General features: G+C 64.9%; 23 protein-coding genes. 10 read left to right on the forward strand and 13 right to left on the reverse strand.

Annotation, left to right across the window (positions count from 1 at the left end; translation table 11 throughout):
- Positions 1-159 precede the first annotated feature (159 nt).
- The 3 genes from Q0J57_RS02910 to cobT form a co-directional block, all read right to left on the reverse strand.
- On the reverse strand, positions 160-474 hold the full coding sequence (locus tag Q0J57_RS02910; protein WP_297216930.1) for a hypothetical protein: 315 nt from the start codon (positions 472-474) through the stop codon (positions 160-162).
- 249 nt (positions 475-723) lie between these two features.
- A complete protein-coding gene (locus tag Q0J57_RS02915; protein WP_297216932.1) occupies positions 724-1,677 on the reverse strand; it encodes an oligopeptide/dipeptide ABC transporter ATP-binding protein in 954 nt (317 codons plus the stop codon).
- On the reverse strand, positions 1,674-2,777 hold the full coding sequence (gene cobT / locus Q0J57_RS02920) for a nicotinate-nucleotide--dimethylbenzimidazole phosphoribosyltransferase (RefSeq protein WP_297217424.1): 1,104 nt from the start codon (positions 2,775-2,777) through the stop codon (positions 1,674-1,676). The genes Q0J57_RS02915 and cobT overlap by 4 nt, the downstream gene beginning before the upstream one ends.
- Before the next feature lie 130 nt (positions 2,778-2,907).
- Between cobT and Q0J57_RS02925 the strand changes: the two genes are divergently transcribed.
- From Q0J57_RS02925 to Q0J57_RS02945, 5 genes are all read left to right on the forward strand, one after another.
- On the forward strand, positions 2,908-4,269 hold the full coding sequence (locus Q0J57_RS02925) for a trypsin-like peptidase domain-containing protein (RefSeq protein ID WP_297216934.1): 1,362 nt from the start codon (positions 2,908-2,910) through the stop codon (positions 4,267-4,269).
- Between the two features lie 372 nt (positions 4,270-4,641).
- Positions 4,642-4,830 carry a ferredoxin gene (locus tag Q0J57_RS02930; protein ID WP_297216936.1) on the forward strand — a complete coding sequence of 63 codons (189 nt, stop codon included), beginning with the start codon at positions 4,642-4,644 and terminating at the stop codon, positions 4,828-4,830.
- Positions 4,831-4,916: 86 nt separating this feature from the next.
- Positions 4,917-5,585, forward strand: coding sequence for a YkgJ family cysteine cluster protein (locus Q0J57_RS02935; protein WP_297216937.1), 669 nt, complete (start codon positions 4,917-4,919; stop codon positions 5,583-5,585).
- 2 nt (positions 5,586-5,587) lie between these two features.
- Positions 5,588-5,989, forward strand: a complete 402-nt coding sequence (locus Q0J57_RS02940; protein WP_297216939.1) for a hypothetical protein — start codon at positions 5,588-5,590, stop codon at positions 5,987-5,989.
- Positions 5,986-6,612, forward strand: coding sequence for a tetratricopeptide repeat protein (locus tag Q0J57_RS02945; protein WP_297216941.1), 627 nt, complete (start codon positions 5,986-5,988; stop codon positions 6,610-6,612). The genes Q0J57_RS02940 and Q0J57_RS02945 overlap by 4 nt, the downstream gene beginning before the upstream one ends.
- A 114-nt stretch (positions 6,613-6,726) precedes the next feature.
- Here Q0J57_RS02945 and Q0J57_RS02950 read toward each other — a convergent pair whose 3' ends face one another.
- The gene (locus tag Q0J57_RS02950) at positions 6,727-7,533 is read right to left on the reverse strand and encodes an exodeoxyribonuclease III (protein ID WP_297216944.1); all 807 of its coding nucleotides are present in this window, start codon (positions 7,531-7,533) and stop codon (positions 6,727-6,729) included.
- A 140-nt stretch (positions 7,534-7,673) separates the two neighbouring features.
- On the opposite strand from Q0J57_RS02950, the gene Q0J57_RS02955 reads away from it, so the two are divergent.
- Together Q0J57_RS02955 and hflX are read left to right on the forward strand one after the other, a co-directional pair.
- The gene (locus tag Q0J57_RS02955; RefSeq protein WP_297216946.1) at positions 7,674-8,270 is read left to right on the forward strand and encodes an IMP cyclohydrolase; all 597 of its coding nucleotides are present in this window, start codon (positions 7,674-7,676) and stop codon (positions 8,268-8,270) included.
- A gap of 122 nt (positions 8,271-8,392) precedes the next feature.
- The gene (hflX, locus tag Q0J57_RS02960) at positions 8,393-9,967 is read left to right on the forward strand and encodes a GTPase HflX (protein WP_297216948.1); all 1,575 of its coding nucleotides are present in this window, start codon (positions 8,393-8,395) and stop codon (positions 9,965-9,967) included.
- 547 nt (positions 9,968-10,514) lie between these two features.
- Here hflX and Q0J57_RS02965 read toward each other — a convergent pair.
- Both Q0J57_RS02965 and Q0J57_RS02970 read right to left on the reverse strand, forming a co-directional pair.
- Entirely contained in the window at positions 10,515-11,039 is a 525-nt protein-coding gene (locus Q0J57_RS02965; RefSeq protein ID WP_297216950.1) for a YbaK/EbsC family protein, read from the reverse strand.
- Between the two features lie 62 nt (positions 11,040-11,101).
- Complete coding sequence (locus Q0J57_RS02970; protein ID WP_297216953.1) at positions 11,102-11,746, reverse strand: hypothetical protein; 645 nt, start codon at positions 11,744-11,746, stop codon at positions 11,102-11,104.
- A gap of 173 nt (positions 11,747-11,919) precedes the next feature.
- On the opposite strand from Q0J57_RS02970, the gene rfbF reads away from it, so the two are divergent.
- The 3 genes from rfbF (at position 11,920) to Q0J57_RS02985 (ending at position 14,458) form a co-directional block, all read left to right on the forward strand.
- Positions 11,920-12,684 carry a glucose-1-phosphate cytidylyltransferase gene (gene rfbF, locus Q0J57_RS02975; protein WP_297216955.1) on the forward strand — a complete coding sequence of 255 codons (765 nt, stop codon included), beginning with the start codon at positions 11,920-11,922 and terminating at the stop codon, positions 12,682-12,684.
- Between the two features lie 87 nt (positions 12,685-12,771).
- On the forward strand, positions 12,772-13,887 hold the full coding sequence (gene rfbG / locus Q0J57_RS02980; RefSeq protein WP_297216957.1) for a CDP-glucose 4,6-dehydratase: 1,116 nt from the start codon (positions 12,772-12,774) through the stop codon (positions 13,885-13,887).
- Positions 13,888-13,897: 10 nt separating this feature from the next.
- Positions 13,898-14,458: a dTDP-4-dehydrorhamnose 3,5-epimerase family protein gene (locus tag Q0J57_RS02985; RefSeq protein ID WP_297216958.1), complete on the forward strand. Its 561-nt coding sequence runs from the start codon at positions 13,898-13,900 to the stop codon at positions 14,456-14,458.
- Positions 14,459-14,668: 210 nt separating this feature from the next.
- On the opposite strand, the gene Q0J57_RS02990 is transcribed toward Q0J57_RS02985, so the two are convergent.
- The 7 genes from Q0J57_RS02990 to hflK form a co-directional block, all read right to left on the reverse strand.
- Positions 14,669-15,562 carry a DMT family transporter gene (locus tag Q0J57_RS02990; RefSeq protein ID WP_297216960.1) on the reverse strand — a complete coding sequence of 298 codons (894 nt, stop codon included), beginning with the start codon at positions 15,560-15,562 and terminating at the stop codon, positions 14,669-14,671.
- Between the two features lie 67 nt (positions 15,563-15,629).
- Complete coding sequence (locus Q0J57_RS02995) at positions 15,630-16,541, reverse strand: D-alanine--D-alanine ligase (protein WP_297216962.1); 912 nt, start codon at positions 16,539-16,541, stop codon at positions 15,630-15,632.
- A complete protein-coding gene (locus tag Q0J57_RS03000; protein ID WP_297216965.1) occupies positions 16,498-17,022 on the reverse strand; it encodes an HDIG domain-containing metalloprotein in 525 nt (174 codons plus the stop codon). Before Q0J57_RS03000 ends, Q0J57_RS02995 begins: the two co-directional genes overlap by 44 nt.
- A gap of 286 nt (positions 17,023-17,308) precedes the next feature.
- Complete coding sequence (locus Q0J57_RS03005) at positions 17,309-18,439, reverse strand: lytic murein transglycosylase (protein ID WP_297216967.1); 1,131 nt, start codon at positions 18,437-18,439, stop codon at positions 17,309-17,311.
- Positions 18,439-19,128, reverse strand: a complete 690-nt coding sequence (locus tag Q0J57_RS03010; RefSeq protein WP_297216969.1) for a helix-turn-helix domain-containing protein — start codon at positions 19,126-19,128, stop codon at positions 18,439-18,441. Before Q0J57_RS03010 ends, Q0J57_RS03005 begins: the two co-directional genes overlap by 1 nt.
- A gap of 27 nt (positions 19,129-19,155) precedes the next feature.
- On the reverse strand, positions 19,156-20,004 hold the full coding sequence (locus Q0J57_RS03015; protein WP_297216971.1) for a protease modulator HflC: 849 nt from the start codon (positions 20,002-20,004) through the stop codon (positions 19,156-19,158).
- A complete protein-coding gene (gene hflK / locus Q0J57_RS03020; RefSeq protein ID WP_297216973.1) occupies positions 20,004-21,164 on the reverse strand; it encodes an FtsH protease activity modulator HflK in 1,161 nt (386 codons plus the stop codon). Before hflK ends, Q0J57_RS03015 begins: the two co-directional genes overlap by 1 nt.
- Positions 21,165-21,338: the final 174 nt, after the last annotated feature.

A 21,338-nucleotide genomic window follows, 5' to 3' on the forward strand; every position in this document is an offset into this window, starting at 1 on the left:
ATGGAGAACACACCAGGGAACACTGCCGCCCTCCGGTATCGGACGCCGGTACCGGACACCGGCAACGGCGTTTTGCCTGCGGGGGCAAGACCTGCCAGACCCCGTGCCTGCCTGTGCCGCGCCTCTTTGTCCCCGCGCCTGGCCGCAAAGGAACGGCGCCTAGCCCTTCTTCATGCTGCGCTTGGACGCCTTGAGCGGGTTGACCTTTTTCTGCACGCTGCCCTCGCCGGGCCGTTGCACCAGATGCTGATGTGCCGCAGCAAGCGCCGCCGCATCCAGTGCCAGCGCGGCAAGCCGGGCCGGCACCGTGGCCCGTGCCGCGGTATAGCGGTTGGGGTCCGCCACATTCCTGTCCACATAGGTACGGCTGGTCAGATACAGTCCCCGCTCGTCAATGGCCAGCAAGAGCGTTGCGCCGTGTTCCTCCACCGGCCGGATGACCATGTCCGACGTGCTGCCGAAGCGATTTGCCATGATGCCTCCTGATGGTTTCCCCCTGTATACATAAAATGAATTTCATTTTCAATACAAAGTTCCATCACGGTACGGCGTGGCTGCTCCGAAACACGCGGCAAGGTGCGCGGCAGCCTGTCCGCGCCAGACCGCACGGCTTCGCAAGCGAGGTCTCTCCCGGCCCTGGCCCACGGCCCGAAGGTCGCCGCCATGCGGACGGGCGGAAAACGGGATGCCCCCCGGCAGCGGGATACCGCAGATGCCCCGCCCTCAGAGCCGGTGACAGCGGGCGCGCCAGCCCGGGGCCAGCTGGTGCCAGTCCGGCGCTTCTTCCCGGCAGCGCGGCAGGGCCTGCGGACAGCGGGGATGAAAGGCGCAGCCCGGCGGCGGCGCCAGCGGACTGGGCAGTTCCTGTGCCGCAAGGCTGCTCACGGGCGCGGCGGCTTCTCCCCAGCGGGGCATGGCGGCCAGCAGGGCCTGCGTATAAGGATGCGCCGGCGTCTGCAAAAGCTGCTCCCGCGGGCCTTCCTCCACCATGCGGCCCAGATACATGACCATGATACGGGGACACATGAAGCCCACCACGGCCAGATCATGCGAAATGAAGAGATAGGCCGGGCCGAAGTCTTCCTGCACATCGCACAGCAGGTTGAGCACCTGGGCCTGCACCGAGGCGTCCAGAGCCGATACCGGCTCGTCGCAGACCACCACGCCGGGCCGGGTTATGAGAGCACGGGCCACGGCGATGCGCTGCCGCTGCCCGCCGGAAAATTCATGCGGATACCGGCGCTCCATGCCGGCCAGGCCCACGCGGGCAAGCATGTCGGCCACCCGCTCCTGCCGCTGCCGGCGGGAAAGGCTCCGGTCCCGCAGCAGGGGTTCCGCCACGGAGTCGCCGATCTTCCAGCGGGGATTGAGCGAGGAAAACGGGTCCTGAAAAACCATCTGCACCCGCCCTGCCGCGCTGCTGTGGGGACCGGCCGGCGGCAGTTCCTGCCCGTCCAGAAGCACCCGCCCCCTGCTGGGCGGCAGCAGCCCGCAGGCCAGACGGCCCAGCGTGGACTTGCCGCAGCCGGATTCGCCCACCAGGCCGAGACTTTCCCCGGCATGCAGGGTCAGGTCCACACCGGCCACGGCCGTAAGCTGCCCGGCCTCCTGCCAGAGGCCGCGCCGCACGGCAAAGGTCCGCCAGACCTGTTCCAGACGCAGCAGCGGCGCACTCACAGGATGCTGCCCTCCGGCGAGACCTGGGCGGACTGGAATGTGGCCATGTCATTGAACACGGCCGCCGCACAGCGCAGCAGGCCGTAGGCCACGGCACCGCCCGTGCCTTCGCCCAGGCGCATGTCCAGCTGCAACAGGGGCCGCCCCGTTCCCAGACGCGCCAGGGCCGGTGCGTGGGCCGGTTCGGCCGAGGCATGGGACAGGATGGCGTAATGGGCCAGGGTCGGGCAGATGCGCACCGCCACCACATAGGCCGCGCTGCAAATGAAGCCATCCACCAGCACCGGCAGACGGCAGGAAGCCGCCCCCAGCATGATGCCGGCCATGACGCCGATTTCAAAGCCGCCCACCGCGCTCAGGGCATGCAGGGGATCATTGTGTTCCGCCTGTGCCGGCGAAAGGCCGTTGACCCGCAGCGCCCTGTCCACCACCTCCGCCTTGTGGGCCACCATGGCCGGTCCGGCGCCGGCGCCCGGTCCCACGGCTTCCTGCGGCGTCAGGCCCAGCAAGGCACAATACAGGGCCGAGGCCGGCGTGGTATTGGCAATGCCCATTTCCCCGGTACCCAGACAGGCATAGCCCTCTTCGGCCAGCCTGCGGGCCAGCGTGGCACCGCGGCGCAGGGCCTCGAGGGCGGTCTCGCGGCGCATGGCCGGCCCCTGGGTCATGTCGGCCGTGCCGTCCCCCAGGCGCAGGTCAATCAGATGCGGGTGCGGCGCAAAAGGACCGCCCGCACAGCCGGCATCCACCACGCGCATTTCCATGCCCGAAGCACGGCACAGCACATTGACCCCGGCACCGCCCTGCAGAAAATTGGCCACCATCTGCCGGGTCACGATCTGCGGGCAGGGGGAAACGCCCTGAGCGGCCACGCCGTGGTCCCCTGCCACGGTCAGCATCATGGCCGGACTGACCACCAGCGGGCTTCGCCCGCCCGCCATGCCATAAAGACGCCGGGCAAGCTCCTCCAGGCGGCCCAGACTGCCCCGGGGTTTGGTAAGATTGTCCAGATGCTGCTGGGCGGCCAGCAGGTCCGCCGGGTCCACGGGAACAATACGCAGGCCCGGGATGATTTCCTCAAGGCAGCCTGCCGAAGACATGGTATGTTGCATAGCCCCTTCCTACCCTTTTGCCCCGGGGCACGCAAGAGCGGCAAGACTTTACGCCAGGCCCGCAACAGGCTATGCAGGGTTTCCGTCCCGTGGGGACAGTTCTGCCAAAGGAGATGCCATGCCCCTGTTCACCGCCCTGCGCCGCCGCGCCCTTCCCCTGCTGCTGGCCTGCCTGCTGGCAGCGCCCGCCTCTGCCCTTCAGGCCGCGCCCCGGCCGGACAGCCCCCGCTGCACGCCAGTGGTCCGTGCCGTGCAGCAGGCAGCGCCCGCCGTTGTCAACATTACCAGCACCAGCGTCATCGAGGGCGGGCCGCAGCGCCTGTCCCCTCTGGAACAGTTTTTCGGCCCCGGCGTCATGCCCTTTGGCGGCATGCCCCGCCAGCCCCGCCGCCAGAAGCGCGTAAGCCTCGGCTCCGGCGTCATTGTGGACAGTGCCCGGGGATATGTGCTCACCAATGCCCACGTCATTTCCGGCGGCGGCGAGGTCATGGTTCACCTGCTGGACGGCCGCCAGTTCCCGGCCAGGGTCACCGGCGCCGACCCGGATTTTGACATTGCCGTGCTGGAAATCGAAGGCCCGCACAATCTGCCCGCCGTGCGCATGGCCGATTCCGCGGACCTGGTGCCCGGCGAAACGGTCATTGCCATCGGCAATCCCTTTGGCTTCAACCACACCGTGACCACGGGCGTTGTCTCGGCCCTGGGGCGCTCCCTGCGCAGCGAACGCGGCCTGCTCACGGACCTTATCCAGACCGATGCCGCCATCAATCCCGGCAACAGCGGCGGCCCCCTGCTGGACCTGGAAGGTCGCCTTATCGGCATCAATACCGCCGTGCATGCCCGGGGCGAAGGCATCGGCTTTGCCATTCCCGTCAACAAGGCCCGGCGCGTCATGGACAGCCTGGTGGATCACGGCCGGATTTCCCCGCTCTGGCTGGGCCTGCATGCGGAAAATCTGGACCAACGCATGGCCCAGGCCCTGGGACTGCGCGAGGCCCGCGGCGTGCTGGTGGCCCTGGTCTATCCCGACACGCCGGCGGAAAAGGCCGGGCTGGAAGCCGGGGATGTCATCGTGAGCATCAACGGCACCCAGCTCAATGACCGCAATGACTACATCAACCTGCTGCGCAATCAGCTGCCTGACGAAACGCTGCGCCTGAGTGTGCAGCGCGGCGACGGCCCGCATGACATTGCCGTGCGGCCCGCGCCCTTTGACGATGCCACGGCCCGGAAGATCATGGAAGAGCGCTGGGGCTTTGCCGTGCGCGAGGACGGCGGACGCCTGTACGTGAGCAGGGTGGCCCCCGACGGTCCCGCGGACTTCCTGCGCAAGGGGGACATCATCGCGGGCATCAGCGGCCAGCCCCTGGGCAGCATGGCCGAGCTGCTTCAGGCCTTTCGCCATCTGCGCATGGCCGGGCAGGTGCTCTTGCAGGTGGAACGCCGGGGGCGCCTGTACTATGCCCGTCTGCTGCCCTAGGGCCTGTTAACACAAATTTTACAAAAATTTCAAATAGATAAAAAACAAGTTGAACCTGTTCCGCTTGCCTTGGGAGGCGGGGGTGCCTCGTGTCCCTGCTCTTCCCCCGCTAAAAGCGCGCTGCCTGGGGGGAAGGGAAACCCGCTCCCGCGCTGGCGGAGGGGTTTCCCTTCCCCCAAAACAGGCAATGAAGAATGTTAGCAGGCTCTGACACGGCCTCTTCGCGGGAGCATGGGGCCTGCCGTCCTGCGTACTGCGGAATGTGACCGGCTCCCCTTGACAGGGAAAAGGCGTGACGCTATCCATTGCCAGAGCGGCACAGCTGCCGTTGAATACTTTTGGGAAACACTTGTTTCTAATCTGGAGGACACAATGGGCTACAATGTGACTGTCGATAATGACAAATGCGTGGGCTGTGGCGAATGCGTGGACGTTTGCCCCGTGGAAGTGTACGAACTGAAGGACGGCAAGTCCGAACCGACCAACGCTGAAGAATGCCTGGGCTGCGAATCCTGCGTGGAAGTGTGCGAGCACAGCGCCATTACCGTTGAAGAAAACTAGTCTGCAAGGGGCGCTTCGGCGCTCCTCCTGTATGCCGCCGGGCGTCTGTGCGTCTGGCGGCATTTTCGCATACGCCCGGAACTGCCATGATACCTGATCTTTCCCCCATTTTCCGCCGCTACGTGGCCCTGCGTGACCAGGCCGATGCGGTCTTTGCCACCGTGCGCGACAAGTACCCCCAGTGCGTTGCCTGCAAGGAAGGCTGCAGCGACTGCTGCCATGCCCTTTTTGACCTGCCGCTGGTGGAAGCCATGTATATCAACAAGGCCTTTCAGGAGCATTTCGGCTACGGCAGCCAGCGTTCCGCCATTCTGGAACGCGCCTCCGAAACGGACCGTCACCTCACCCGGCTCAAGCGTGAACTCTTCCGCGAGGAGAAGGCAGGCAAAGAGCTCAATGACATCATGGACGAAGCCGCGCGCATCAAGTCGCGCTGCCCCCTGCTGGGCGATGATGACCGCTGCCTGCTCTATGCCGAACGGCCCATCACCTGCCGCATTTACGGCGTCCCCACCTCCATCGGCGGACAGGGCCATGTCTGCGGCTTTGCCGCCTTTGAAAAGGGCAAGAACTATCCCACCGTCAAGCTGGAAAAGATTCAGGACCAGCTCACCCAGATGAGCAGGGACATCGCCAGCACCGTCAAGAGCCGCTTCAAGGAACTGCACGATGTCTACGTGCCCCTGTCCATGGCGCTGCTTACCCGCTATGACGAAACCTACCTGGGCATCGGCCCGGCCAAGCGCGAGGACTAGTCATGCCGTCCATCCTTGGTTCCATCCCGGCCACGGTCTTTCGTGACGGGACCCCCCAGAAGCTCACGGCGGACGAGGAACGGCAGAAGCGCGAAATCTACGAAAAGATGAACCCGCGCCGCCGCAAGTTCGTGGACCGCATCGGCTATGACAACTGGGACCCCTTCCAGAAGCCCAACGATCCCCTGGACCTGCGCATGGACGTGAGCAAGCGCACCACGCAGCAGCTCGTGCGCGAGTTTCTGCACGAGGCGGACAAGAAAGGCCATTACAGCAACGACTATGCCCGCGGTGCGCTGGAATGCGCCCTGGGCGTGGTCAACCGCGACGAAAAGTACCTGGGCATCATGGATTTCTGCCTCTGGTACCGTGATCTCCTGAAAAAAGAGGGCCACCTTCTATGAAAAAAAGCTACGACGACATCGACGAATACATTGCCGATCTCAAGGCCGAAATCGAAGCCAACGAGCAGTGCGCCAACCATCACTACAATCTGGGACTGGCCCTGCTGAGCAAGCGCGACTTCATGGGCGCCGAGGCGTCCTTCCTGGATGCGGTGCGCAATTCGCCCCACCTGGCCGAAGCCTATGTGCAGCTGGGCGGCATCTGCCTGGAACGCGGCGATCTGGAAGGCTGCCTGCGCTATAACGAGGAAGCCGCCAACTGCCGTGCCAAGTTCCCCGTGCCGTGGAGCAATATCGCCTTTGTGCACCTGCAGCGCGGCGAACCCGACAAGGCCATCACCGCCCTGAACAAGGCCCTCAAGTGGGACCCCGACTTCCTCCAGGCCAAGAATGCCCTGGCCACTGCCTATTACATGAAGCAGAACTGGGAAGCCTGCGAAAAGCTCTGCACGGAAATCATCACCAAGGAACCCGCCTTTGCCCCGGCCTGGAACAATCTGGCCCTGGCCCGCTTTGAACAGGGCAAGTATGCCGACGCCCGCGAGGCCGTCAACGAGGCCGTCAAACTCGGCTTTGACGTGCCGCAGGGCTTCCTGGACGAACTGGCCCAGCAGGGCGTCTAGCGGCGCTGCCTGTCGCGCGTCCGCGCGCAACAAAAAAAATCGGCCTTCCTCCGGGAACAGGCCGATTTTTCTTTTTTTGGGGGTCTCCGCCGTGCCGCGGACCGGACAGATACGTCAGATGTCCAGCTCCAGCCCCACGGGGCAATGATCCGACCCGTAGACCTGATCCTCGATCCAGGCATCGCGGATGGCCGGCGTCAATTCCTCGGACACAAAAAAGTAGTCGATGCGCCAGCCGATGTTCCGGGCACGGGCACGGGTCTTGTAGGACCACCACGAATAGCGGTCCTTTTCCTCGCCGTGCACATGGCGGAAGGTGTCCACATAGCCCAGCGCCGTGAAGCTGTCCAGAAAGGCGCGCTCTTCGGGCAGAAAGCCGGTGTTTTTCTCGTTCTGGCGGGGGCGGGCCAGGTCAATGGGCCGATGCGCAATATTGAAATCGCCGCAGACCACCACGGGCTTGGTCTTGCGGCAGAGCTGGGCATAGCGCACAAAGGCGTCAAAAAAGCCCATCTTGTAGGGAACGCGCACAAAGCGTCCCGTGGGCCGTCCCTGGGCATCCAGTTCCTCGGCGCCGCCATTGGGAAAGTATCCGTTGAAAAAATGAAATTTTTCAAATTCCAGGTGCAGCAGGCGGCCTTCCCCCTGCCAGGCAGGATCAGGCAGCTCTGCCCGGACAGACAGCGCCGGCATGCGGCTGAAAACCGCCACCCCGGAATAGCCCTTCCTGACCACGCTGGATGCCCAGTGGCCGTGCCAGCCCTGGGGTTCCCGCAGACTGGGGGGCAGCTGGTCAGGGCTGGCCTTGGTTTCCTGCAGGGCCACCACCTGGGCGTCACTCTCCGTAAACCAGCGCCAGTCCTCCTTGGCGGATACGGCCCGCAGGCCGTTGACATTCCACGATACAAGTTTGATGGTCATGCTGTTCTCCCACCGCGCTTATAGCCTGTGCCGTACAGGCAGGCAAGGGCCGTGCCCCGGCCTTTTCCGGCGATTGCAAGGCGTCACGCTTTCTGGCAAGGTGGGGCTGCGGTATTTTTCTTGATCAGGAGAGGATCATTATGGATATGCTTCCCATTCGTCGGGCCATCCTGAGCGTGACCGACAAGAGCGGCCTGGTGGAATTTGCCCGCTTTCTGACCTCCCACGGGGTGGAACTGGTCTCCACCGGCGGCACGCAGAAGGCTCTGGAAGCCGCCGGCCTGCCGGTGACGGCCGTGAGCACCGTCACGGGCTTTCCGGAAATCCTGGGCGGCCGGGTCAAGACCCTGCACCCCAAGATTCATGCGGGCATCCTGGCCAACAAGGATGACCCCCAGCACATGGCCACGCTGGCCGAAAAGGGTATCCGGCCCTTTGATCTCATCTGTGTCAATCTCTATGACTTTGCCGGCGCCGTGGAGCGCAAGCTCTCGCTGGAACAGGCCGTGGAGGAAATCGACATCGGCGGCCCCTGCATGATCCGCGCGGCGGCCAAGAACTTCCACAGCATTCTTGTGCTGCCCGGCCCCCAGTGGTACGCCCGGGCACAGGAAGAGCTGGAAGCCAACAATATGCAGGTGGGGCTGGAATTCCGTCAGATGCTCGCGTCGCGCGCCTTTGAGGCCACCTCGCGCTATGACGCCCTCATCAGCTCCTATCTGCGTCCGGGGGCCTAGCCATTTCCAGAATCGAAGGCAACCTCCAGGGCCTGAAGGCCAGTCAGACGCGCGCCCTCGAACGCCTGCAGCATCGCCGTTTTCCCCTTACGGAGGTCTACAGCATCGAGCAGGCGCGGGAAATGGCGCTGCTGTCGCGGGCCATCGGGCGGCAGCTTGGCCTGCTCATTGACAGGCGTGGCCGCGTGGACATGGTGATCGTGGGCGAAGCGGGCAGCATCCTCATTCCGGAGCTGCCGCGCGCCCGCGCCGGTGCCGAACGTCTGCGCGGCCTGCGTCTGCTGCATACCCACCTCACACCGGACCTGCTCAGCCAGGAAGACCTCATGGACATGCTCTTCCTGCGTCTGGATGCGGTCATCGCCCTGACGGTCAATCCCGCCGGCGACCCGGTGCAGTGGCAGTCCGCCAGCCTGCTGCCCGCCGCGCCTGCCCTGTCCGGCAGTGGTGGCACACGGGCGCCCTACCGCCTGGATCCGCCCCGTCCCTGGGATCAGACAGCAGCCCACTTTGCGGCCACAGCCGAAGCCCTGGAAAACGAGCTGGCCCGTCAGGGAGACAGCACCCTTCAGACCGCGGGCAGACCACGGGCCGTTCTGGTTTCCGTGGCCTCGCTGCCGCGCCTCACCCAGGAGCAGCATCTGGATGAACTGGCCGAACTGGCCCGCACTGCCGGCCTGGATGTGGCCGGACGCATGGTGCAACGGGTGGCCCAGGTCAATCCCAAGTTCATCCTGGGCAAAGGCAAGATGGCGGAACTGGAAGTGCTGGCCCTGCAGGGCAATGCCGACACCCTGATCTTTGACGGCGAACTGGCGCCGGCCCAGCTGCACAATCTGGCGGACATCACGGAACGCAAGGTGCTGGACCGTACCCAGCTCATCCTTGATATCTTTGCCCAGCACGCCGTGACCCGGGCCGGCAAACTCCAGGTGGAGCTGGCCCAGCTGCGCTATACCCTGCCCCGGCTCACCGGCAGGAATCGCGCCATGGACCGGCTCATGGGCGGCATCGGCGGACGCGGCCCCGGCGAAACCAAGCTGGAAACAGACCGCCGCCGCAGCCGCGAGCGCATGGCCCGCATCCACAGGGAACTGGAACAGCTGCGCCGCCAGCGGGCCTTCACCCGCGAGCACCGCTCCCGCCGGGGCATTCCCCTGGCCGCCCTGGTGGGCTACACCAATGCGGGCAAGTCCACCCTGCTCAACAGCCTTACCCGCTCAACGGTCCTGGCCGAAAACAAGCTCTTTGCCACGCTGGACCCCACCACCCGGCGCCTGCGCTTTCCTGCCGAGCGGGAAATCATTCTGGCCGATACCGTGGGCTTCATCCGCAATCTGCCCCGAGAACTCATGGATGCCTTCCGGGCCACCCTGGAAGAGCTGGAAGCCGCCGACCTCCTGCTACACGTGGCCGATGCCTCCCATCCCGACCTGCTCCAGCAGCTGAGCGCCGTGGAGACCATTCTGGAAGAACTGGGCCTGCACCACGTACCGCGCCTGCTGGTGCTCAACAAGTGGGACGCCCTGCCCGCGCCCGTGCGGGCGGACCTGCTGGATGCCTTTCCCACGGCACTGCCCGTTTCGGCCAAAACCGGCAGCGGCCTGAAAACCCTGCTGCGGGAGCTGGAAATTCACCTCATGCCCGTTGCGCCCGACGCTCTGCCGGTACCCAACGCCCCGGCGCTGCTCCAGTAGGCCCGGCCGGCACGCCGCCCCCCGCCGCCCACGCCACATCTCTGCGGCTCGCGCCCGCCTGGCCGCAATCCTGCTGCCGGCGCCCGGACTGATGCTGCCCGATGCTGCCCGAAATGCTGCCTGCTGCCCAGGGTCGTGCCGTACAGGTCCGCGCGCCTGATCGTGCTCCGGTCCCGGCTTGCGGCAGCGGCGTTAATGCACGTGCCCGTGCGGATCATGGCCAGCAGAAGCGCCGGGGCATCGTCAGCCACGGCCTGGGAAAAAACGGCCCCCCTGAACCAGGCTGTCCATAACATGCACGAGCTTATGCAAAAAGGGAGAACCCCGTCGGGATTCTCCCTTTTCTGTTGCTGTCCTCGTTCCTTTTTCTTGTGGACCGGCACAGGGGCGCTACGCCGGAAATCCGGCAGCCCACGGTCTGCGCCACCCCGGCCATCACTGCCAGGGCACAGCCCAGGCCGGTTGACGGTCCGGCATCAGCCCGGCGCGCCTTCCGGCCAGGCCGGGCGGCATCCAGACGGGACATCCGGGCGGCAAGGCCGGATATCTAGGCAGGCTTGTTCGCCTCCGGCCGGCCAAAGGTGGCTTCGGCCAGACGCCCGGCCGGCGTTCCCTGGGGATCGGGCCAGCGCTTGACCACGGCACTCAGCCGCATGAGGTCAAGGGGCTTGATCTTGAGCGTGCAGAGCACGTCACCGGTCTTGCCGTAGACATAGTCGTGGCGCAACAGCACCTCGTCAAAGATCACGGGCAGGCCGTGCCCCAGCAGGGGCACCCGTCCCGGCGCACAGCCGGCACGCAGCAGGACGGTTTCGGCATCCGCAGGGCGCAGGCTGGCATAGCCCAGCGCATCCCGCAGGGCCTTGAGGTCAATGCGCCCCCTGGCAGCACTGGTCACCAGCGCCACCAGCTCGCCATCCGCTTCCAGGATAAAGACCGGTGCGGCCTTGATGAGGTCAAAGCACTGCGCCGCATCACTTCGGGAAATGAGCGGTCTGTTATGGTGAATAAGCGCAAAATCCGCTTCGTTCTTCGTGAGCATGTCGCTCAGGATATCTGTCAGGGACTGCATGGAAACTCCTTTGGCACACGGCAGGGGCCGGCTGAACGCAGCGGCCCGGCACCTCGCCGGACCTAGAGATTGACAGGCTTGCCCGCCTCCGCCGGAGCGGGATCCGCCGGAGCCGCGGGGGCAGCAGGAGCCGCCGGCGCCGCAGCCGGGGCCTGGGCATAGCGCCGCGCTTCTTCTTCCATGATGGCGCGCCCCACCACCTTCCACTGCTCGCCGCGCTTCTGCAGGGCCAGCCACGAGGTCATGCCGGCAGGCGTGGTCACCGAGGCCACGGCAGCATCAGCCCCCAGCTCGACGATGCGGGCCTTGCGCAGGGATTCGGGCACCCACGGACAATCCGGGGTGGTGGCCGTGCGGCACTGGGCCATCATTTCGCCCGTGCTCACCCCGCGGCGGAAGGCCGTGCACAGGCGGTCTTCCATATTGATAATGTCTCCCAACAGGTTGTCCACCCCACCCAGGCCGAGATCACGGCTCAGAGAGTCCAGCATGTCCAGGCCGCGATTTTCCTGCTTCATGTTGTTGAACTGGTTGGCGGCATACTGGCGCGTATCCATGAGGGCCAGAAAGGCGGCACTGTCATTCTTGCCCAGGGCATCCGCCATGGCATTGAGGGTCTTCTGGGGGCCGCTGGTCATGCAGGCCAGCAGCGAAAGACAACACAGGCCCATGACAAGCAGGGCCACAGGACGACGAGGCAAACGCATAGGACGCTCCTTGACAAAAAGATTGGCGCAACGCTAGCACAGGCCCGTCCGTTTGCAAAGTCCGTCGCCGGAGGGGACGGCAGGGCCTTTTTTTCCGCAACGCTCTCTGCTACAAGAGGGGCATGCCGCCACCCCGCCTTTTGCGGTTCACGGCGGCACACAACGGAGGCACAATGAAAGTCATCATTATGTGCGGTGGCAAAGGCACGCGCCTGCGCGAAGAAACAGCCGTCAAGCCCAAACCCATGGTGGAGATCGGCGGCCGGCCCGTGCTCTGGCACATCATGTCCATCTACGCCCGTTTCGGCTACAAGGACTTCATCCTGCCGCTCGGCTACAAGGGTGAAGTCATCAAGCAGTATTTTCACGACTACAATATCCGCAACACGGACTTCACGGTCAATCTGAAAAACGGCGACATCACGGCCCATCCCACGGAAATCGTGGACTGGCGCGTGACCCTGTGCGACACCGGACAGGAAACGCTCAAGGGCGCCCGCCTCAAGCGCGTGGCCCGGCACATTGACACGGACCGCTTCATGGTGACCTATGGCGACGGCGTGGCCGATATCGACCTGAACAAGCTGGTGGAATTTCACAAGCAGTCGGGTACCATCGGCACCTTTACCGGCGTGCGCATGCCCTCGCGTTTCGGCACGGTGCGCACCGACGCCAGCGGCAAAATCCTGTCCTGGGAAGAAAAGCCCGTGCTCAACGAATACATCAACTGCGGCTTCTTTGTCTTCAAGCGGGAGTTTCTGGACTATCTGAGCGAAGACGAGTCCTGCGATCTGGAAAAGGAACCGTTGCAGCGCCTGGCTGCCGAGGGGCAGCTCTCCATGTATCCGCACCCCGGCCAGTGGCAGTGCATGGATACCCTGCGCGACTCCATCAAGCTCAACGAACTCTGGGACAGCGGCAAGGCCTTCTGGCTGTAGCCGCGCGACCCTGCCCTTCCGGCCCGTCCGTCCCCTGCCCCAGGCGGGAACGGACGGCCCTTTCCGCGTTTCACGCAAAGGACCTTCATGTTTGCCAACTGCTACAAGGGCCGCCGTGTTCTCATCACCGGCCACACCGGATTCAAGGGATCGTGGCTTGCTGCGTGGCTGCTCCAGCTGGGCGCCGAGGTGGCGGGCTTTGCCGACACGGTTCCCACCACGCCCTCGCATTTTGACGCCATCCGCCTTGACCAGCACATCACCGACCTGCGCGGCGACATCCGCGACCGGGATGCCGTGGTCCGCGCCATCACCACCTTCAAACCCGATGTTGTCTTTCATCTGGCAGCCCAGCCGCTGGTGCGCCTGTCCTATGACAAGCCGGCCCTGACCTTTGAAACCAATATGCTGGGCACGCTCAACGTGCTGGAAGCCCTGCGGCAGTGCCCGCAGGTCCAGGCCGCCGTCTTCATCACCTCGGACAAGTGCTACCGCAACGACGAATGGGTCTGGGGCTACCGCGAAACCGACCACCTGGGCGGGGCCGATCCCTATTCGGCGTCCAAGGGCTGCGCGGAAATTGTGGCCCATTCCTATTTCCAGAGCTTTTTCGGCAAGGACGGCCCGGCCTGCGCCACCACCCGGGCCGGCAATGTCATCGGCGGCGGCGACTGGGCACTGGACCGCATTGTGCCGGACTGCGCCCGGGCCTGGGCCGAAGACCGCGCCGTGCAGATTCGCAGCCCCTGGGCCACTCGCCCGTGGCAGCTGGTGCTGGAACCGCTCTCCGGCTATCTGTGGCTGGGCGCGCACCTGCTGGGTGCCCGCAGCGGCCCCTTCAGCGTGCGCGGCGAAGCCTACAACTTCGGGCCTGCGGCGGATGTGAACAATACCGTGGCCGAAGTGGTGGCAGCCCTGGGCACGCACTGGCCGGGCTTCCGCAGCCAGTCGGACCCCGCCGCCCAGGCCAGCGTGAAGGAATGCACCCTGCTCAAGCTCTGCTGTGACAAGGCCCTGGCCCATCTGGGCTGGAAAGCCACCCTCACCTTTGAGGAAACCATCCGCTTCACGGCCCAGTGGTATCACCGCTATTACCGCGGCGACGGCGGCAAGAACGGCGCTTCGCTGCTGGATTTCAGCCTGGGGCAGATAGCGGCCTACGTCAACGCGGCCGAACAGCGCAACCAGCTCTGGGTCTGCTAGGAGGTATACCATGCTTCCCCGCTGTGTAACGGCCCATACCGCGCCTGCCCTGCCGGTAGAGGCTCAGGGCACGGGCATTGACGGCGCCTGGCTACAGCCCCTGCGGCTCATTCCCACAGAGGGCGGCCCGGTGCTGCACATGCTGCGGCCCGACGCTCCTCTGCGTCCCGGCCAGCCCTGCCCGGCGCCGGCAGCCAGCGGCCCGCTGGAACTGGGAGAACTCTACTTCTCCGAAGTGCAGCCGGGGCACATCAAGGGCTGGAAACGCCACAGCCGCCAGACGCAGCTTTTTGCCGTGCCGTCCGGACGCATGCGCCTTGTGCTCTATGACGAAAGGCAGGCTTCGCCCACCCGGGGCGCGCTGGTGGCCCTGGAACTGGGCCGCCCCGATGCCTATGCCCTGCTGCGCGTGCCCGTGGGCGTCTGGTATGCCTTTGCCGCCATGGGCCATTCCCCGGCCCTGCTCTGCAATGGCGCCGACATTCCCCATGATCCCCAGGAGGGCGAAAGGCTGCCCCTGGGCGACCCGCGCATTCCCTATGCCTGGGAGGACTTCCCCGTTCAGGGCTGAGACCCGGCCCCTCCCGCAGCCTGTTCCTGAAAAAACACGGCGCACGAAACCACATGGCTTCGTGCGCCGTTGTTATACGCAGCAGGGACCGCGCATGCCGCCCTGCCCTGTGCGCCCTGTCTCGTGTCCCCGTCCTGTCCCGCGCGGCCACATGCGCGGCGGGACCGCTCCGGGCCGCGGGGCAGAGGCGACCCTGACACTCCCTGGCACTCAGTGCCGCCTCAGGGAAAAGCGGCTTTCGGAAATGCCCAGTCCCAGCAGAATGAGGAACATGCCCAGCGCTGCCAGCCAGGTAAAGGGCTCGTGCAGAATGAGCATGGAGGTAATCACCGCCACCACCGGCACCATGTAGATATAGACGCTGGTCTTCACGGCGCCCAGTATCTTGATGGAAAAATTCCAGGTGGCAAAGCACAGGGCCGACGCCCCCAGGCCAAGAAAGAGCAGATTGCCCAGCATGACAGGGTCGGCAAAGCGCTGCACATCAGTAAGGCGCACCTGCGCCAGCGGCAGCACGGGCAGCATGAACAGCAGCCCCCAGCAGAAAATGCGGCAGGTGGCCTGCACCATATTGTAGCCGCACTGGCCGATCTTGCGGGTGAAGATGGAATAGAGCGCCCAGGTCAGCGCGGCCAGAAAGGCCAGAAAGTCCCCCAGCGGGTTGAGGCGCAGCACGGCGCCGCTGTTGATGCTGATGCAGATGACCCCGCCCAGGGCACAGACAAAACCCACAAAGAAACTGGAGCGCAGACTCTCCCCCAGCAGAAAACGCGCCAGCAGCGCCGTGAGAAAGGGCGCGGTGGAAACCAGCACGGCGGCATTGGCTGCCAGCGTATGGGTCAGGGCCACATTTTCGCAGAGAAAATACAGGGTCACGCCGCACAAGCCGGCCAGCATGAACAGCCCCTCTTCCCGCCAGCTCCGCACGTGCAGGCGGTGCGGGCTGGCAATGGCCAGGGCCAGGGCGCCCAGGGAAAAGCGCAGAAAGAGAATCTCCACCGGGCTGAAGGCCTCCAGCAGCACCTTGGTGGAGACAAAGGTTGCCCCCCAGACAAGGATGGTCATGCCCGCCACCAGATGGGCCACCAGATGCGTCCTGTTCATAGGGCATATCTCCCGAAAAAAAAGGCCCGCAGTTTTTCCCTGCGGGCCTCTGCTCACAGAAAGAAGTCTACCGGCCGTAGCGCTGCATGCCCAGGTCAATGAGACGTTCCAGCAGGTCGGCAAAGGACATGCCCAGAACAGCGGCTTCCTTGGGCACCAGACTGTTGGGTGTCATGCCCGGCAGAGTATTGACCTCCAGCAGGTTCAGGCTGCCGTCATCCCCCAGAATGAAGTCCGCACGGCTGTAGCCCTCCAGCCCCAGGGCACGATGCGCGGCCAGGGCCAGGCGCTGCACCTCCGCGCTTGTTGCCGCATCAAGGGGCGCGGGGCAGAGTTCACGGGCGCCGCCATTGGCATACTTGCTGGTATAGTCAAAAAAGTCGCCGGCCTCGGGCAGGATGAGGATGGGCGCCAGGGCCTCCTGCCCCAGGACCCCGCAGGTCACGTCGCGCCCGGCCAGACGCGGCTCCACAATGGCACAGTCCCCCGTGGCCAGAATGTCTTCCAGCACGGCATCCAGCTCTGCCCGGCTGGCAGCCCGGCCCAGGCGCAGGGAGGAACCGCCCGTATTGCTCTTGACAAAGACCGGCCAGCCAAAGGGCGGTTCCCATGCGGGATCGGGCCGGCGCACCAGCAGGCACCAGTCCGCCGTGGGCAGCCCCGCCTGACGGAATACCTGCTTGGCGGCCGCCTTGTTCAGGGCCAGAAAGGAGCCGGCCGGGCCGGACCCCTGATAGGGACAGCCCACACGCTCCAGCAGGGCCTGCACCAGGCCGTCCTCGCCGGGAGCGCCATGCAGATTGATAAAGGCAAAATCATGCCCCACGGCCGTGGCCAGCAAACGGTCAAAGCCTTCCAGCAGATCAAAGAAGGTGACGCTGTGTCCGCGCTCCGTCAGGGCCTTCTGGATGCCGCGCGCACCAAGAAGCGAAATATCACGCTCCGAAGACCAGCCGCCCGCAATCAAAAGTATCTTCATGTAAGGAACACCCCAGATGCGCCTCAAGGGCGCGTTCGATGGTTTTGCCCTGCTCGTAGGATGAGCGCACTCCCGTGCGGGCAGCTTCTGTCCGCCCGTAGCGATCCAGCAGGTCGGAAAAGCGCTCGTCCAGCGTCACGCACTGGTCATGCTTGGTGCGCTTGTCGGCATAGATGATGAAAAACGGCAGGCTGCACATGCGCCGGGCATCATTCACCGGCACGGCCCACGGCCAGTGCACATGCAGCATCACTCCCTGCGCCACGGCATAGTTGCGTGTTTCGGCCACCACCCAGCTGGCGCCAAGGTGGGCATGGCCCGCCCCGTGGCGGATGCTGTAGGTCTTGGCAATGTCATGCAGCAGGGCGCTGGCCCGTACCGTGGGCACATCCACGTCAAAGCCGGCCAGGCGCGCACGCCGGGCCAGCTCTGTGGCAATGTGGGCCACCACCTGCGAATGGCGGCGGATATTGGGAAGCATGTCGTATTTGTCCCACAGGGCATGACATGCGGCGTCATCCGGTGCGGGACGCACAGGCTGGGAGGGAATCAGCGTCGGTTCCGGCAGAGCGGAAAAGGCGTGCCGGAAAAGGGGCCCGTCCGTTCCGGGCGGCATAAGAATGGACATGGCGGCAGTATGCCACCGGGCACGGTCCTTGGCAAGAACGGAACCGGGCACACGGGGGGATGCGCCCTGCCCTGCGCGGCCGCCCCGGCCGCTGCCCTGGCCGCTGGCCCGGCCGTTATCCCGGCAGGGAAGCAGCGGGCTACAGCTGCGCCTGCACCAGATCGCTCAGGGCCAGAATGGTATTGGCATAGGTGGTGGAATGATTGTAGCGCATGAGCAGGGCATGCTGCCTGTCGCGGCTCAGGCCGGCCCGCCAGCCATGCTTGTGCAGATAGGATGACAGACTGGCCACGGCATCGGGAATGGTGAACAGATCCACCCGCCCGTCCCCGTCGCCGTCCGCCCCGTAGGTGGCAATATTGGACGGCATGAACTGGCACAGCCCCACGGCCCCGTAGATGGAGCCGGGCAGATGCTCGGCCGGAACCCTGTCCCGCAGCATGTGTTCCACCAGGGCGCGCGTCTCCCGGTAGGCCCAGTCGGCCCGCCGGGGCATGGTGGCGGCAAACCAGTCCAGGTGCTGCTGGTAGCCCTCCAGCTGCGGCAGCCAGCTGCTGATGGATTGCGGAGTGCGGCTGACGGCCATGCTGGCCAGGGTGTAGAAGGCATTTTCCTCCACATCGCCCAGAACCCGGCCCAGGCGTGTTTCCACAAACAGCAGAGCCACGGCCACGCTGGGCGGAACGCCGTAGCGCTGCTCCGCCGCGGTGAAGGCCGCCGCATGCTCACGCACAAAGGCCGCACAGCTGCGGGCATTGGCCTCGGTGACCACGCCCTTGTAGTACTGCGGCGGCGTCCCGGCCGGACGCGGCGGCGCGGGGAAAAAGCGCTTCCGGTACAGTTCCTTGATCTTGCGGCCCATGGGCGACTGGGTGGGCACGGCAGGCAGCTCGGCAAACAGGGCCGTTACCTCCGGCCCGGCAAGCCCGTCGGCCGCCAGACGCCGCAACAGGGGCTGCCACACGGCGGCCGGCTGCGGCGACGCTGTCGCAGGGGCCGGGGAAGCCGCAGGGCGCGATACTGACGCGGCAGCAGGCATGATGACGGTGCCGGAAACGGGGGTGGCCCCCGAAGGGGCCACCTGATGCAGGGAAAGTTTCTTTTCCTCCAGACCCGAATCCCGGTCCTGATCCGTTTCCGGGGCTTCGAGAACGGGCGTGCCGATGGGCACCACATCATCGTCGACGGACTTGCTGCTTCCGCAGGCTGCAAGCACCAGGCAGCCCAGCATCAGCAGTACCGGCAGCACATGCCTGACCAGTGGTCTCATCACAACTCCTGCATGGTCCAGATCACGCGCCCCAGCAGGCGTTTGCCAAGCTGCGAGGGCGTAAGCCGGGTTTCGGGGTAATGGTCGGCATCGGAGCGCAGCACATAGCTCTCCTGATCACCGTCCAGAAAAACGCGGCGCACGATAACGCCCTCATGGGGAGCAAACAGGGCATACACGCGCCCGGACACCACATTCACATCACCGGTGGCCACCCCGAAATGCGCTCCATCCCGGAGCTGGGGGGCCATATTGTCCCCCTGCATGCAGAATACCTGCAAATCCTCGCGGTGCAGGGAGCCGGGCACCGCCAGGCGACCCCGGGCTTCCAGCTCGGGCCGCGGCCTGCCGTCACTGTAGGTGCAGGCCATGCCGTAGACCGGGCAGATGATGCTGCGCGACTGAGGGTCGCCGTAATAGGCCGGATTTTCCGCCAGACCGGGCGTCTCGCTGGGCACATAGCCTTTGTCGGTACGCAGATACATGGGACCGATACCCTGCTTGAGCCAGTCGGGGTTGAGGCCCTGGCGTTCAAAGAGTTTCATGTACCAGTCACCGGGCACGGTATCCCGGCGCTTGGCATCGGAAATGCTGGACTGGCGAATGTCCAGAACCGTGGCCAGTTCCATCTGCGTCCGGCAGTTGGTGGCCATCTTGATACGTTCATATATTTCAGCAAAGGCAGGCATTATACCCTCCATTGACACCGCGGCGCATCAGCGCTGCATATTGAGCATGGGCACCTCGTTGCTCAGCACCATGGTACTGTTTTCCTTCAATCCCTTGCGCAGCGTTTCAAGCCAGCGCTGGAAGGAGTAGAACTCGGGTGCCTTGCTGTAGGCACTGGCAAAGATGGATGCGGCGCGCGCATCCCCCTCGCCGCGCACCACCTGGGCATCGCGGGCGGCTTCGGCCAGAATGATGGCCTTCTGCCGGTCGGCATCGGACCGGATGCGCGTGGACTCTTCCTCGCCCTCGGAGCGGTACTGCTTGGCCTGGCGTTCGCGCTCGGCCCGCATGCGGTCAAAGATGGCCCGCTGGTTGTCCGCCGGCAGGTCGGCCCGCTTGATGCGTACATCCAGGACCTCCACGCCATAGGGCTTCATGAGTTCGGACGCCTTCTGCGTTACCCGTTCCATGATGGTGGCCCTGTCCGACGAGACCACCTGCGTGAGGGTATAGGCCCCCACCAGCGCCCGCAGCTGGGAATAGACCACATCGTCCAGACGGGCCTGTGCCCCCTGAATGGTGCGCATGGTACGGTAGAACTGCAGGGGATCACTGATGCGCCAGCGCGCAAAGTTGTCCAGCACGATGGTTTTCTTGTCCACGGTATAGGCCTCGCGCGAGGAAGCATTGTAGTCCAGAACGCGGGCGTCGAACAGGAGCACCTTCTGGATGAAGGGCAGCTTGAAGTGCAGCCCCGGTCCATAGACTTCCTGCAGGGGATCGCCCAGCTGCAACACAATGGCCTTTTCCGTCTGATTCACGGTAAAGCAGCACTGCATCACCAGCACGGCGCCCACCAGCAGGATGACGGCATAGGTAAGAGGATTTTTCAGCATCACTTCTTCTCCGTCCCGCCTGTAGCCGGCTGCGCGCCCTTGAGGCCCGGCAGCGGCAGGTAGGGCAGAACCTTTTCGGGGATTTTTCCGTCCAGCACCACCTTGTCACCGGCATTCTTGAGAATGTCTTCCACCGCCTCATAGTAGAGACGCTGGCCGGTCACCCTGGGCGCCTTGGCGTATTCCTCGCTCACGGCCGCAAAGCGAGCAGCCGCCCCTTCGGCATTCTGCACGCGCATGGCGCGGTAGGCCTCGGCCTCGTTGCGCAGGGCCGCCGCCTCACCCCGGGCACGGGGCAGCAGTTCGTTGCGGTAGGCTTCGGCCTCGTTGATGATGCGGCTCTTGTCTTCGCGGGCGCTGGCCACATCCTTGAAGGCATCCCGCACCTCATCCGGCGGATGCACGTCCTGCAACTGCACGGCAATGACATCAATGCCCGCGCCATAGCGGTCAAGAATGGTTTGCAGCAGCTGGGTGGCCTCGGCCTGTATCTGGAGCTTGCCGTCGGTGATGGCCGCATCGATAAGGCTGTTGCCGATGACTTCGCGCATGGCGGCCTCGGCGGCATTGCGGACCATGGCGTCCGGCTCGTACACATTAAAGAGATAGGCCACCGGGTCAGCAATACGGTACTGCACGCTGAACTGCACATTGACGATATTTTCGTCCCCGGTGAGCATGGAGGCTTCCGCAGGAATGCCGCGCACCTGGCCCTGCTGGAAGGTCCGGCTTTCTCCGGCGGAGCGATAGCCCACCTCGCTGCGCATGATGCGGGCCACCTGCGGCTTGTAGACGGTTTCAATGGGCGACGGCAGCGCATAATGCGGGCCGGGCCCCACAGTGCGGTTGTACTTGCCGAAGCGCAGCACCACCCCTTCCTCGCCGGGGTTCACAATATAGATACCGGACAGGAGCCAGAGCAGCACCAGCAGGGCCGCGCCCCCTCCCAGCATCAGCCCGTTGGGCAGACGCATACGGGGCATGCTGAAATGCGGGCCGGAGGAACCGCCCCGCGGTCCCGGAGAGGGGCGCCGCGTGCGCGCATCCTCGTCGCTGCGGTCATGGTCGAACGTATCGCGATCGTCACGTTCCGGCCGCACGGGGCGTTGCCGCTGCTGACGGTCGCGCTTTTCCTGAAGTTTATCCCAGTCCCAATTCATGTCATATCCACTGGTGAAAGGTTCTGTCCCTATGGGACATGGCACAATATTTTCCCTAAAATAGCCACTCCTGCCATGCGGTCAAGAGGCGGGCGGCCGTTGCACGCCTGCCCCGCCTGTGAAAACGGCATGCAGCGGCAGTGCGCGTTTTCGCATCATGCAGCAGCGCGTCCG

This window comes from uncultured Desulfovibrio sp., from assembly GCF_944324505.1.
In the GTDB taxonomy this organism is placed as follows: Bacteria; Desulfobacterota; Desulfovibrionia; order Desulfovibrionales; family Desulfovibrionaceae; genus Desulfovibrio.